The 12,681-nt window shown below is 41.1% G+C and carries 11 protein-coding genes; 7 read left to right on the forward strand and 4 right to left on the reverse strand.

What is annotated here, in order from left to right:
* Positions 1 to 187: 187 nt before the first annotated feature.
* Complete coding sequence (locus EHQ16_RS01230; protein ID WP_135637364.1) at positions 188 to 2,947, forward strand: hypothetical protein; 2,760 nt, start codon at positions 188 to 190, stop codon at positions 2,945 to 2,947.
* Between the two features lie 50 nt (positions 2,948 to 2,997).
* Here the strand turns inward: EHQ16_RS01230 and EHQ16_RS01235 are convergent, their stop codons facing one another.
* From EHQ16_RS01235 to EHQ16_RS01245, 3 genes are all read right to left on the reverse strand, one after another.
* A complete protein-coding gene (locus EHQ16_RS01235) occupies positions 2,998 to 3,222 on the reverse strand; it encodes a PIN domain-containing protein (protein ID WP_244241871.1) in 225 nt (74 codons plus the stop codon).
* On the reverse strand, positions 3,219 to 3,470 hold the full coding sequence (locus tag EHQ16_RS01240; RefSeq protein ID WP_135637093.1) for a DUF6364 family protein: 252 nt from the start codon (positions 3,468 to 3,470) through the stop codon (positions 3,219 to 3,221). Before EHQ16_RS01240 ends, EHQ16_RS01235 begins: the two co-directional genes overlap by 4 nt.
* An 80-nt stretch (positions 3,471 to 3,550) precedes the next feature.
* Positions 3,551 to 4,720, reverse strand: coding sequence for a DUF3095 domain-containing protein (locus EHQ16_RS01245; RefSeq protein WP_135637091.1), 1,170 nt, complete (start codon positions 4,718 to 4,720; stop codon positions 3,551 to 3,553).
* An 89-nt stretch (positions 4,721 to 4,809) separates the two neighbouring features.
* Between EHQ16_RS01245 and EHQ16_RS01250 the strand changes: the two genes are divergently transcribed.
* Positions 4,810 to 6,576, forward strand: coding sequence for a glycoside hydrolase family 3 protein (locus EHQ16_RS01250; protein WP_135637089.1), 1,767 nt, complete (start codon positions 4,810 to 4,812; stop codon positions 6,574 to 6,576).
* 6 nt (positions 6,577 to 6,582) lie between these two features.
* On the opposite strand, the gene EHQ16_RS01255 is transcribed toward EHQ16_RS01250, so the two are convergent.
* Positions 6,583 to 7,728, reverse strand: coding sequence for a hypothetical protein (locus tag EHQ16_RS01255; RefSeq protein ID WP_135637087.1), 1,146 nt, complete (start codon positions 7,726 to 7,728; stop codon positions 6,583 to 6,585).
* 44 nt (positions 7,729 to 7,772) lie between these two features.
* Here EHQ16_RS01255 and murA point away from each other — a divergent pair, with 44 nt between their 5' ends.
* The 5 genes from murA (at position 7,773) to EHQ16_RS01280 (ending at position 12,665) form a co-directional block, all read left to right on the forward strand.
* Entirely contained in the window at positions 7,773 to 9,077 is a 1,305-nt protein-coding gene (gene murA / locus EHQ16_RS01260) for a UDP-N-acetylglucosamine 1-carboxyvinyltransferase (RefSeq protein ID WP_135637085.1), read from the forward strand.
* Positions 9,078 to 9,084: 7 nt separating this feature from the next.
* A complete protein-coding gene (locus EHQ16_RS01265; protein WP_135637362.1) occupies positions 9,085 to 9,762 on the forward strand; it encodes a 4Fe-4S dicluster domain-containing protein in 678 nt (225 codons plus the stop codon).
* Between the two features lie 173 nt (positions 9,763 to 9,935).
* Positions 9,936 to 10,250 (forward strand): LIC10235 family protein, encoded by a 315-nt coding sequence (locus EHQ16_RS01270; protein WP_002973161.1) that lies wholly within the window; start codon positions 9,936 to 9,938, stop codon positions 10,248 to 10,250.
* Positions 10,251 to 10,387: 137 nt separating this feature from the next.
* Entirely contained in the window at positions 10,388 to 11,167 is a 780-nt protein-coding gene (locus tag EHQ16_RS01275; protein WP_135637083.1) for a hypothetical protein, read from the forward strand.
* A gap of 133 nt (positions 11,168 to 11,300) precedes the next feature.
* The gene (locus EHQ16_RS01280) at positions 11,301 to 12,665 is read left to right on the forward strand and encodes a FliI/YscN family ATPase (RefSeq protein ID WP_135637082.1); all 1,365 of its coding nucleotides are present in this window, start codon (positions 11,301 to 11,303) and stop codon (positions 12,663 to 12,665) included.
* Positions 12,666 to 12,681 lie beyond the last annotated feature (16 nt).

A 12,681-nucleotide genomic window follows, 5' to 3' on the forward strand; every position in this document is an offset into this window, starting at 1 on the left:
CACAAACATTGGGACTTCCCACTAAAAGCCCTTCTTGGATTCCGCTACAAATTGCCTTATTTTTCACCACCATCTAACACATACATTAAGAACCATTCAAAACCTTGTATATATTGGTTTTTCGTTGCCCCCATCCGATAACCCGAAACAATTGGATCATCCTACCATTGGAAGTATGAAATTATTTATGAACTATTCCCAACACATCAAATCCTTTCTTTTGGTTCTAATCTTATCTCTATTTTTTGTCTCCAATTGTAGCGGTCAGGTTTCCGCAGGGGATACTTTCCTTTTTGGTGTCAGCGAAAGGTTTGATCGTTTGTTTGGAAACGAAGCGACTGTTGCTTGTTCCTCGGATGTGACGATCACAACGAAGGCGGTGTATTTGGAAGAAGACGGAGATACAACTGCGACTTTCAATGCATCTAACGATTCTGGGCTGAATTTGGGTGGAGCTCAACTATGGGGTTACAGTACTTTCGAAACTTGTATCTATCCTAACTCACCATTTAGCGGGTCTGTCGAAATTCCGGTTGCTGTCACATCTAACTATGGTTCGCGGATCACTTCCGTAAAATCCTTTCCAGGGGCAGAAGTTGCGATTCCGACTAAACTTACATTCACTGGGAATGGGGTAACAGAAAGACAGTGTTTTAAGTTCACTGTCGTACAAGATGCGGTGAGAAGTCCACTTGTAAACCCCATGACTGTCGCGTTAGGAACAATGGTTCAAAAAGACGGAACAGGCAAAGAATCATCGGGAACCTATTCCGGCAAGGATGCTTGCGATATTTCTGTATCATTGGATGATGATGAAGCACCGGGAGTTCGTGTATCCAATATTTCTGATGTGATGGAAGAGCCAAGTCCATCTGCTTCTGTGACTTATGGAACTTTTCAAATTAGATTACGCACTGCTCCAACTTCAAATGTAACCATTCCGATCAATGATACATATGATTCAGTGAACGCAAACAACCGAGAAGGAAGTGCTAGCCCAAAAACTTTAACATTCACTACCACTAACTTTGCCACTCCGCAATTGGTAAGAGTGGATGCGGTGGATGATTTAGAAATTGATGGAGTCAAAGTTTATACGGTTGAAGTTGGGAGAACTTCGAGTTCTGACTCCGAATACAATGGAATCAAACCAAGAAACGTCGTGGTTTACAATCGAGACCAAAGTGTACCTGGATATGCTTATATGAGGTTCGATTCTACAACGGGAAGTACTGGGACATCCGGAGGCTCAGTCAGCCAGTTTGCAACTGATGAAAGTAATCAGTTTGGAACGAAATATTCAAACTTCCAGTTAAAACTAAGAACCAAGCCTACGAACAATGTAACCCTTACATTTTCTTCCAATTGTGGAAATAAATGTACCATCCTTACCCCAACACTCACCTTCACTTCAACAAATTGGAATAATTACCAAACTTTCCAAGTAGAAGGTAAGTCCGATTCAGCAAACTCTGGTAATGCGGATTATACGATTTCCTTCGTAGCATCTTCTTCTGACTCCACTTATAACACAACAGTGACAGAACCCACTTTTACAGTACGTTCTTGCGATAACGATGGGACTCATTTATTACAACCTTGTAATTTTTCCGGCTCTCCTTTAGGAACTTCGGGCGGTCGTTTAACAGCCGTCGAAGGTGCTACCACCCATATTTGGATGGTTACACAATCCAATCCAGGTTCCGATGTGACGGTTGGTCTTACAAGTACGGATACGAGTGAAGGAACAGTTCCTGTTAACGTAACAGTCAGTAGCGCAAATTATAATTTTATGGAATCAGGGGGAACGAACCGGATCCTTCTGACTCATATTGATGACAACGAAGTAGATGGTTCTATTAATTGGGATGTAACCACTGCTTTGTCTACTGGTGCAGTTGCATACAATCCAATCGATATCTATGCCACAACTACGGACAATGAAGCCTATTTCTATGTAACTAAATCAGGTTCGACTAAAGAAGGTTCTTCCACTGGTGCTGACACTGCAACCATAGACGTTTGTTTGGGAGCTCAAAATACAGAGACCATTACTGTCAGCGTTGCCTGCGCAACCTATGGGGCAGGAACCGCTGCTTTTGGAGAATGCGGTACACTCTCTACCAACACACTTACCTTTCCACCATTGAGCCGCGTGGATGATAACGATGCTGGAGATACCAAATGTAAGAATTCATCAAAGAAACAAACTGTCACCATCCTTGGGGCTGATGATAGTTTTTCAGATGGTTCCCAAGATTATACAGTCAACCTTACTAAAAATGCCAATACGGACGGAGTGTATTCGAGTGGAGCGGCAACTTTATCCAACCAAACAATTACGAATCGAGACGATGAACCTTTAGGGAAAAGGATCTTCGTAAGTACAGTGACTACTCCTGGTGAAATGACCGCTCAAGGGGTGTTTGGAGCAGATCAAACTTGCAATAATAATAGGCCAGGTGGTGTGACTGGGGGAACCTTCAAAGCTTTAATCGTAAGTAATAGTGCTGGTTCACCTTCAGAGGTAAATAATCGTATCACCAATGGAACCAATTGGGTATTAACTGCAGGATATCATTACTATCGTTGCAATAGTTCTGGTTATACGAACTGCAGTGATGAGCATTCTTCTTTATTTGTTGCGGACGTATCAGCAGGATTTGACCCAACAAATCTTCCTAGAGAACTTTCTACTATTGGAGATCAGTATTGGACAGGGATGACTAATACTCTCGCACCGGCGACTCAAGCGAGTACTCCAGCTTGCGGTGGCGATGGCTTAACTTACCGACACAACTGCCATGGATTTACTTATCAAAACTGTCCGTCTAACCCGACTAGTTATCTTTATGGGCAAACATGGACTATGGCAACGGCTAATGCAATCACAAGTCAAGAAGCTGTATGTACAGGATCAAAAAAATTAATCTGTGTTGAGCAGTAGAAATCGAAATTACCAATTGAATCAAAACTTCACGACTTCAGGGTTTTGATTCAATTAAGAAATTCCTTTGGGCTGATGACTATGATTTCAGAGGAAGGGTAATCTTTTTTATTTTGGGTGATGATGTATTTTACTTTCTTTGATTTAGCAGCAAAAAACTGAACCGAGTCTTCAAAATCTTTCACTGAAGAGTTCAATGCTAAATCAATAATCTTTTCATCGACAGAAATAATATCAATGATTACGTCAGAATCTAAACACACATGCGTTTTCATTTGTATTTATTTTCAAGGTGGGATGCAATTTCCTTTCGGATATCCACATCCGGGTTCCCTTTCAAAACACCAGCAAGCTTTCGAGTAATAGGAGGAATATCCTTGGCTTTCAGCGGATCGTTGTTACTTGAAAGTCCATCCAAATAATCTTCAACTAACCTAGAAAGGCTTTTATTTCTTTGTTTTGCAAACTCCTTTGCATGTTTGATGATTTTGTCATCAATGGAAAGTGTTAGTTTCGTATTCATTTACAAACCTTTGCATAAGTATATATCTACTCAATTTATACGTATAAGTTAACGACTCTTTTTCACTCTTTCTACAAAAACTAAAGCAACTTTAACTTTTCCTTAAGTAACTTGGCGGCCATCGCAAAACCGCCATCAGCTCCATCGACAAAATGCACTTCTTCGGACGATGCTACTTTTAAGACACAGGTCATAAGCGACCTGTTAGAAACAAAAATCCCATAACGGATCAGATCCTCCGTTTCCAATTGGTTCAAAAAAGAAACAAGTCCTTCTCTATGTTCCTGCGATCCGTCAATCACCATCTTTAGTGTTCCATCATACTTACGAAAGTCAGCAGAAAGAACTTGGTAATCTTTCAGTTTGTCCAGTGAGTAGTGACCGGACTTAAGAGGAATTCCAAACCGCATAGCAAAAGCCATGGTCGTTCTTTCGATCCAAATTTGAGCAAGAGTTAAATAGTATTTAAAACCACTCGATTTACCGACACGAGCCAGGGCTTCATTGCGTAAATAAGGACCCGAATCAAGTTCAATGTTGTTCACACGTAACGGATGGTAATCGCCCTCTTCGCCATATTCGGAACGAATGAAATTAAGCACACGTGTGATCGTTTTTTTACAAACTTCAAAATCTTTGTGAATGGGTTTTACAATGAGAGAAACAATCTCACCTCTTTCACTCGGAACGTCTTGCCACCGGCAAGTAAATCCAGTAAAATCCGCAGGTAAGATCTTTTCATTTTCTCGAACTAAGTAAGATTCATCTTTTCCTTCTTTGATCCATGATTCAGCCAATGGCAATGCTTCCCCAAAGAGTGAACATTGGACATAGTGTTCCGAAGCTCGAAACTTACTTAAGAATAATTCCGTTCCCGCGCGGTACAACTCTTGGACAGGAACAATGCCTGCACGCATTTCCAATCCAAAGGCAACCTTAACTTGTGAGATGGTATCAGCAATTGCGGAACGAATGGGAAACAATAAATTGACAGGAAGTAAAAAAGTAACCCCATCTCCGCCAAACACAAATGGAAAATCCATATGCCCATACACATTGGCAACGGCAATGGCGGTCAGTCCACCGGCTGTATTCACATCTTTGTATCTACCTTCTTCAATTGCTTTTGTGGATCCAACTATGTCCGTAATCAGAATGAACCAATCATCGGGAACTTTTGTTGGCATCACACCATCAAAGAGATTTTTAAAATTAGAACTTGGTTTTAGGTTTTTATAAAAATCATCCACAGAAACTCAGACGTTGGATTCTCATAGAATGCAGATATTTTTCTTGGTTGTCTCGGAAAAGCCGTCCGTAGAACGTACCATCATAGCTTATGAACAAAGTTCTACTTCGCACATCCTTTTCCCTCTTCCTTCTTTTCGGATTTTTTGGCTCCTCATATTGTTTTGGATTTTATCTGACAGAACTTGCTGCCAACGAACGCAAAACTTGGTTGGAAACAAAAGCCTGGGCCATCACAAACACAATGTCAGAAGAAGAACTTGTAGGCCAAACCATCCACATTGCCATCCCACAAAAGACAGTGGATCCCATCGCTTTGGAAGAAATCGCAGCCACAAAACCAGGGGGAATCATTCTCTTTGGAAAGAATCTAGGCAAAAAAGAAGAGATTCTTTCTCTCACTCGTGACTTACAGATTGCCGCAAAAGATAAGGGCCTCGCACCATTTTTTATTTCCACAGACCAAGAAGGAGGCCGAGTTTTCCGAGTCCAAGACGGAATCACGCACTATCCAGGTGCTATGGCAGTCGGCCAAACAGGAAATACGGAATGGGGAGAAACTGTTGGATTTGTCACATCCTATGAACTTCGTAGCCTTGGTCTCAATTTTCTTTTTGCGCCCGTTCTTGATATCAATAACAATCCTTTAAATCCCGTCATCAACACACGTTCGTTTGGTTCTGATTCCAAACGAGTTTCTGATGTAGCTGTGGCTTATGAAAAAGGAGCTCGTGTCGGCGGATGCCTTCCTGTCATCAAACATTTTCCAGGACATGGGGATACCACAGTGGATAGCCACCTCGGACTTCCCATCATTAACAAAAGTTTGGAGGAGTTAGAAACATTGGAACTGGTTCCTTTCAAACGTTCCATTGCCGGTGGCGCCGAGGCAGTGATGTCAGCCCACATCATGTATCCCAAAATTGATCCCCAGTTTCCAGCCACACTTTCCAAAACCATACTAACGGATGTTTTACGAAAAGGGCTAAATTTTGATGGTATCATCATCACAGATGCGATGGAAATGCATGCCATTTCTAAAAATTATGAAAAAGACCGACCTGGTGTTCTTACTATCCTTGCTGGAGCCAACATTGTCCTTCTGACAAGTTGGGGAGAAACAGCAAGAAAGTTCAAAGCCCAACTGAGTGAAGCTTATAAAAGCGGAGAGTTTCGTTATGTAGACAAAGAAGGGAACGAACATGACAAACTCAAAGAAGCCGTACAAAAACAAATTCGTAAAAAACTAGAACTTGGGCTTTATGATGAAAACTCCATCCTTCCCAAAGTATATGAGGAAAACCAAAAACAAAAAGAATTCCTCACCAATTGGAATTTGGAAAGAAACCAAAGATATGCTAAGTTAAACGAATCCAAAAACTTTGTAAAAGAAATCAACGAAGACTCCATTCGCGCCTATCCAAAATCCGTGCAAACTTCAGGGATTCTACCGTCCGAAACTATATCCTTTGTGAAAAACAATCGTTTGAAAGAAACTCTGAAAACAAAAAAGATTAACTCGCTAGCTTTCAAATCCTTCCAGTCCCAAACAAAAGACAAAACCATCACAACTTATCTTTTTGATTCTACTTCCGAAAACGAAATTCTTTCCATAGCTGCCCTCGCCAAAAAAAATCCGACAAAAAAGTTTATCATCTTACACGGCGGAACTCCGTTTGTGAAACTTCCGGAACTTCCTAACTTACAGTATTTGTTATCTTTTTCTTTAACCCAAGGATCTTGGGAAGCATTTGGTGAAAAACTCACTTCAGGGAAAGAAATTCCAAAAGTAGATTTAATTTTATTACCCAAAGGGTCAAAGACACCTTCCAAAGGTGCCTTCCCTGAAAGGTTATAGTTTTTTTTACGTTAAAACTTCTCTGATACCACCACGTTTGCGGATTTCTTCATACAAAGTTTTCCGCACAGTTTCATCCGCATCCACATAACGAAGGAGATACAAATCTGACTTTTGTTTGGTGGGCATCATCTTTGCCCTAATATTAAAATTAGGGCCATTTTCAAATCCAAAACTCACTTCCCAAAGGTCTTGTTGTTTCCAAATTTCAGGTGAAATTTCTACAGGAAAAGTAAACAAAATCCCTCGATCCGACAATCTTTCCGAAAGAGTGATAAAAGGTTTTGGATTGTCTTTGATTTCAAACCGTTTTTCGTTATGTTCTTTTTGGTCCTTGGCAATCCGTTTCAAAACTTCCAATTGTTTATCAATGTTTTCTTCTGTGAGAAGGAGTTTGTTTTTATCCAATTCCAAAACTTGTTTTTTTTCATCGGGTGGAGGCCAAGGTGCTACAGTGATGGATAACTTTTCGGTTAACATCAAATGGGACTCACCCTTCCTTTCAATTTTTCCATTAAAATGAAAGATCACACCACTTTCATTGGTGCGAGTCATACTACCCTCTAACAAATAACCGCCGCTACTGGGTCGAAACACATAGAGTTTTGCTTCTTTGCCGGGAACCAGTAAATCCTTGGAAAGTCCTTTGATGGATAAAAGGAGTTCATCTGTTGTTTTTTGCATCACATAAGTTAACTCTTCTCTGCCATCTGCTTCGAGAGCCGCAACCTCACCCACAGTCAGATCATTCAAAGAGAGGATTTCTTTTTTGAACTCAACTCCCGAACGGAAAAGTTTATCAAAAAGATCCACTTCTCTTTCCGTTGTGTTGGCGTTGGATTTTAAAAAATACCGATAGAGTGCGTTTTTTAGTTTGTTTCTGTTTTCAGGCAAAAGATAAATTTCGCGTTCATCATCGTTTAGATGATCATAAAACGAGTGGAGGATGTTGAGTTCGAGTTGGTTGCATTTCCTAGCAGAGGCATATCTCTGAAACTCAACCCAATGGTTCACCACACTGGTTTGTTTATTCTGCAAGTAGTTCATCACCTTCACGTAAACAAAGGCAGCAACACCCATAAGAAAGATGTAAAAGAGGTAGATCGGATCAAATTTTGGAAAAATCCAAACGACTTGTGCTATAAAATTCATAATTTACTTTTCCTCATATCCGTATCGTGGTGAATGGAAGCAAGGTGAGCTCCTCCTACTTCAAAATTATCGGCAAAAATCCTCTCCACGGGACTGTAGTTCCCCAAGGAAATAAAAACGAAGCACTTCCCCTTCTTGGTGCCCTCCTCCTTTGGGAAGGAGATGTCATTCTGGAAAACCTTCCGGAAATTGCTGACGTCCTCAAACTGATGGAAGTTCTACGCCATATTGGCGTGGAAATCACTGCCACAGACACAAAAGGATCATACCTCTTTCAGAAAAAAAATCCAGTGAAATCGGATCTTCCCTATGAACTTTGTTCTCAGCTCCGTGGTGCTGTGACACTAGCAGGTCCCATCCTTGCGCGCACAGGGAGAGTTTTCCTACCCAAACCAGGTGGGGACAAAATTGGGCGCCGTCGTATGGACACCCACTTACTTGCCTTAGAGGCACTTGGTGCCAAAATTGAAGTTTTCCCAGATGGATATATGATCACAGCTGATCGTTTGGTGGGAAAAGACATTTTACTGGATGAGGCATCTGTCACTGCTACAGAAAATGCTGTGATGGCTGCGGTTTACGCAGAGGGCCTAACAACGATTCGTAACGCTGCCTCCGAACCCCATGTCCAAGGACTTTGTCGTTTTTTAATCGCTGCGGGAGCTAAAATTGAAGGAGTGGGAACAAACCACCTAACCATTACAGGTGTGAGTAAACTTTCCTCTCCACCCGAAGGTCTCAAACATCGAATTGGTTCTGATTATTTAGAAATTGGGTCTTTTATCAGCCTTGCCGCGGTTACAGGTGGAGAAATCCACATCACCGATGTCAATCCAGAAGACATTCGTATGATCCGAATGGTCTATTCTCGTTTAGGGATTGAAGTCAGACCCACAGAAAATGGAATCCTTGTTCCATCCGACCAAAAGATGGAAATCATCCCCGATTACCATGGTGCCACACCAAAAATTGACGATGCCCCTTGGCCTGGATTTCCGGCCGATATGACTTCTGTCGCCCTTGTCACAGCAACGCAGTGCAAAGGAACAGTCCTCATCCACGAAAAACTATTCGAATCCAGGTTATTCTTTGTGGATAACATCATCGCGATGGGTGCTCAAATCATTCTCTGTGATCCGCATAGAGCCATTGTGATTGGTGCCAATCGATTGTATGGACAAAGGGTGGCAAGCCCCGACATTCGCGCTGGGATGGCCATGATCATCGCCGCTCTTTGTGCGGAAGGACAAAGCGAAATTCATAACATTGTTCAGATTGATAGAGGTTTTGAATCGATTGATACCCGTCTCCGTTCCTTGGGAGCTCAAATCGAAAGAGTCTCTGATTAGTGATTCGATGAAACGAAAGGATCTTTTCCGAGAGGGTTTCAAATCCGTCTTTCAATTTACCTTTAACAAGGCGGATGAACTTACCGAAGCCATAAAAGAAGTATGGGAAGAGGAAAAAAAACCAAAACCAAAATCTAAAAAGAAAGAAAAAAGACCATCTGACAAAGAAAAGTCGGTATTAAATCCAACATCTGTCCGGAAACGTAAAACCAGGATGTTTCAAACCTTATCACTTCCTCCTGGTGCCTCCCCTAATTTTTTTTCTCTTTGTACAGGATGTAATGAGTGTATTTTTGCTTGTCCTTATGCCGTCTTATTCCCTGTTACAGTACAAGAATCGGGAAAAAACTTTCCTCATTTTGATCCCAATGCAAAAGCCTGCCATATGTGCACTGATTGGCCGTGTATTAGTGTTTGTCCTGAGGAGGCTCTCTTACCGTACGAATTGTCCGGTGAAAAACCAAATTTCGGTAAGGCGAAAGCCATCACAGAACATTGTATCAACGAAAAAACCGGTGAATCCACTTGTAATGTATGTTTAGTTACTTGCCCCATAGAAAAAACAGTCAAATTTAAAGGAAATTTGCCGATTTTTAATACATCCTCTTGTACTGGATGTGGGCTTTGTGTAGAATCTTGCCCAAGTTTTCCAAAAGCAATTCAAATCAAATTCAAAAAACAATAACAATCACCTATCAATCGTTTTAGAAAAAAAAACACCGCAAAACATCAAAAAATTGTTATTCGGTGAAAAAATATCTTGAATTTTTCAGTGAGGAGAGAGATACCCTTGTTAGAGCAAGGGAATTTCCCTCGTCAAAAAAAGATAAAATCTAGATTTAAAGGAAAAAGAAAGCTATGGAACCACAAAAAGTAGGCCCAGGACAAATCGACAAAATTGCAGAGGATTTGAAAAAAGACCCTGAAAAATCCATTGGAAATTACCTTTTCAAAGGATTCAGAATTCAAATCTCTAAATACAAGGCTTCTGGTGCAGAAAGAGTACAACAACTCTACAAAAGAAGAAGAGCACAAGGTCTTTGCATCGTTTGCGGAACAAAAGTCACTCGTAAAAATCCTGTTACAGGAATCCTTTACAGACTTTGTGACACACACAGAGCAGAAATTGACCAAAAAAACAAAGAAAAAGCAAAAGCTAAAAAAGGAAAATAAACCTTTATCTGCATTTTTCTAACTAAGAGGGGACTTTGGTCCCCTTTTTTGTTTACAGACCCTTCCTCCCTTCTATCCTCTTTGTCATGAAGTCCCTCCTCGCTGTTTTAGCTTTAACCCTAATCGGATGTTCTCAAATGATTTGGCGCCAAACACAATTGCCAGAAGAAGTTTCTCCTACAAATGATCCCAATTTCAACTTGGTTCTCACTGTAGGATATGAAGAAAAAGATTCTTGGAATCCCTTAAACGGAACTACAGACAAACGTAATTATCAAAGTAAAATCAAACTCATCAAAAATGCGCCAACAGGTGGCAAATCCATCAAAGAATGGGATCTCCCTTCTTGGTCACTGGGTGATGGAATTTTTTATCACACAGGTTCATCCACTTTATTTGTGTTATATGGGAAAGATGATGAGTATGGAACTCTGAACCAAACATTATCCTTATATCCAGAAACAGGAGGAGCTTTTTCTTATCCGGCCACTCCTGAAAAAAGAATCATTTTCCAGATGGCTCCTTCCCCTAACGGTAACTTGGTGGCACTCATCACCGCAAACCCAACAGCAGAAGGTGAATTTTCTGAATTTGAACTCAACCTCATCCAAATTTCTGATAAAAAAATCCAAAGTTTTCCCATCAATTTTTGGACGGCTCTCCCCCTTTATGGAATTCGCTGGGCCGAAGATGGGAAAAAACTCTATCTCAGAACCCCAGACAGAATTTTAGTTTGGGCTGGAGCAGAAATCCAAGAAACCAAGTCCTTTCCTGATTGTTTTACCGTTTCCACAAACTTTGGGAAATGGGCCTACGAATCGGCAAGCCTCGGCGAAGGTGGAAATGTGGTTCTCGGTAAAAAATTACCAGCCCCGCGACAAATCTCCAATATCGATCAAATCAAACTCTGTCGCTAAACTCATAGTTTTTCTCTTCCTCGTTTGGCTCCCATTTCTATTGGTTAGGAATGGGGTGCCTTTCTTACCTATTTCCCATCCTCAATTCGCTTGATTTAATTATGTCACATGATTGGATGAGTGAAAAGCCCCCATGATCGAAAAGAAATTTACGGAACATATTGATGCCATTTCGAAATATCTGAATGTCGTCGAAAAAATTGAACCCATTCGTAAAAGTGGGGTCGTTGTATCCGTGGTGGGCAATGTCATTTATTCCCAAGGTCCACCGGATTCCAAGGTGGGTGAAATTTTAGAAGTCGAACGTGGTTCGGACAAAGGATACTTGGCTTGTGTCCTTGTTGGTTTCAAAGACCATCTTTACACCTTAATGCCGCTAGGTGACACTCAAGAGATATTTCCCCATGCCTTTGTTTTTTCTTCCGGAAGACAAGTCACCCTCAACGCAGGACCTGAACTTTTAGGACGCGTGTTAAACGGTCTTGGCAAACCCATCGATAGCAAAGGAATTCTCATTACCAAAGAAGAAAGGGCTTCAGAACCTAGATTTTTAAATCCACTGGATCGTCCTCCCATCTCAGAAATATTAGAAACAGGTGTTCGTGCCATTGATGGTATGCTCACTGTGGGCCGTGGACAAAGGATTGGAATTTTTTCTGGTTCGGGTGTCGGTAAATCAAGTTTACTCGGAATGATCGCTCGTTATACGAACGCTGATGTGAACGTGGTGGCTCTAATTGGAGAAAGGGGTCGCGAGGTGAATGAATTTTTGCATGTAGAACTTGGAAAGGAAGCGCTCGCAAAATCAGTTGTTTTTGTGGCAACTTCTGACTCATCCAAAATGGAACAAGTGAGTTGTGCGAACTTAGCTTGTTCGGCAGCCGAATACTTTCGTGAAAAAGGAATGTCTGTCAATTTGTATATGGACTCTCTCACTCGTTATGCAGAAGCACTTAGAGAACTTTCCATTGGCGAACCAGTTGTGACCAAAGGGTATGCATCCAGTGTGTTTACAAAAATGGCAAAACTTGTAGAGAGGGCAGGAACTTCACATAACGGTGGTTCCATTACAGGATTTTATACCGTTCTAACCGATGCCGAAGATGATATGGATGATATCGTTGCCGATAAAGTCCGAGGGTTTATTGACGGACATATTGTACTCACAAGAAAATTGGCTGAACAGAGCCACTACCCAGCCATCGATGTTCCGGCTTCTTTATCACGACTCATGCAAAAGATTGTGAATGAAGACCATTATATGCGATCCTCCATTGTTCGGGAACTTATCTCCAAATACAAAAACTCAGAAGATATCATTTTACTGAATGCCTATGTTCGCGGTGCAGATGAAAAAGTAGATATGGCAATTGATAAAAAATCGCAAATTGATGATTATTTAAGGCAAAGGATTGAAGAAAAGTCGAGTTATAACGATGCAATCAAACGATTGGAAAAAATCCTACAATCTTCAATTCGTAACGATGACGATTTTTAATTGAATCGTTCCGGTC

It is taken from the genome of Leptospira kanakyensis (genome assembly GCF_004769235.1).
GTDB classification, from domain to species: domain Bacteria; phylum Spirochaetota; class Leptospiria; order Leptospirales; family Leptospiraceae; genus Leptospira_A; species Leptospira_A kanakyensis.

What these genes read in the sequence shown, in the direction of transcription:
- EHQ16_RS01230 (WP_135637364.1), top strand. Translation starts at nt 188, where the DNA reads ATGAACTATTCCCAACACATCAAATCCTTTCTTTTGGTTCTAATCTTA.
- EHQ16_RS01240 (WP_135637093.1), bottom strand. Translation starts at nt 3,470, where the DNA reads ATGAATACGAAACTAACACTTTCCATTGATGACAAAATCATCAAACAT.
- EHQ16_RS01265 (WP_135637362.1), top strand. Translation starts at nt 9,085, where the DNA reads ATGAAACGAAAGGATCTTTTCCGAGAGGGTTTCAAATCCGTCTTTCAA.
- EHQ16_RS01270 (WP_002973161.1), top strand. Translation starts at nt 9,936, where the DNA reads ATGGAACCACAAAAAGTAGGCCCAGGACAAATCGACAAAATTGCAGAG.
- EHQ16_RS01250 (WP_135637089.1), top strand. Translation starts at nt 4,810, where the DNA reads ATGAACAAAGTTCTACTTCGCACATCCTTTTCCCTCTTCCTTCTTTTC.
- EHQ16_RS01280 (WP_135637082.1), top strand. Translation starts at nt 11,301, where the DNA reads ATGATCGAAAAGAAATTTACGGAACATATTGATGCCATTTCGAAATAT.
- EHQ16_RS01255 (WP_135637087.1), bottom strand. Translation starts at nt 7,728, where the DNA reads ATGAATTTTATAGCACAAGTCGTTTGGATTTTTCCAAAATTTGATCCG.
- EHQ16_RS01275 (WP_135637083.1), top strand. Translation starts at nt 10,388, where the DNA reads ATGATTTGGCGCCAAACACAATTGCCAGAAGAAGTTTCTCCTACAAAT.
- EHQ16_RS01235 (WP_244241871.1), bottom strand. Translation starts at nt 3,222, where the DNA reads ATGAAAACGCATGTGTGTTTAGATTCTGACGTAATCATTGATATTATT.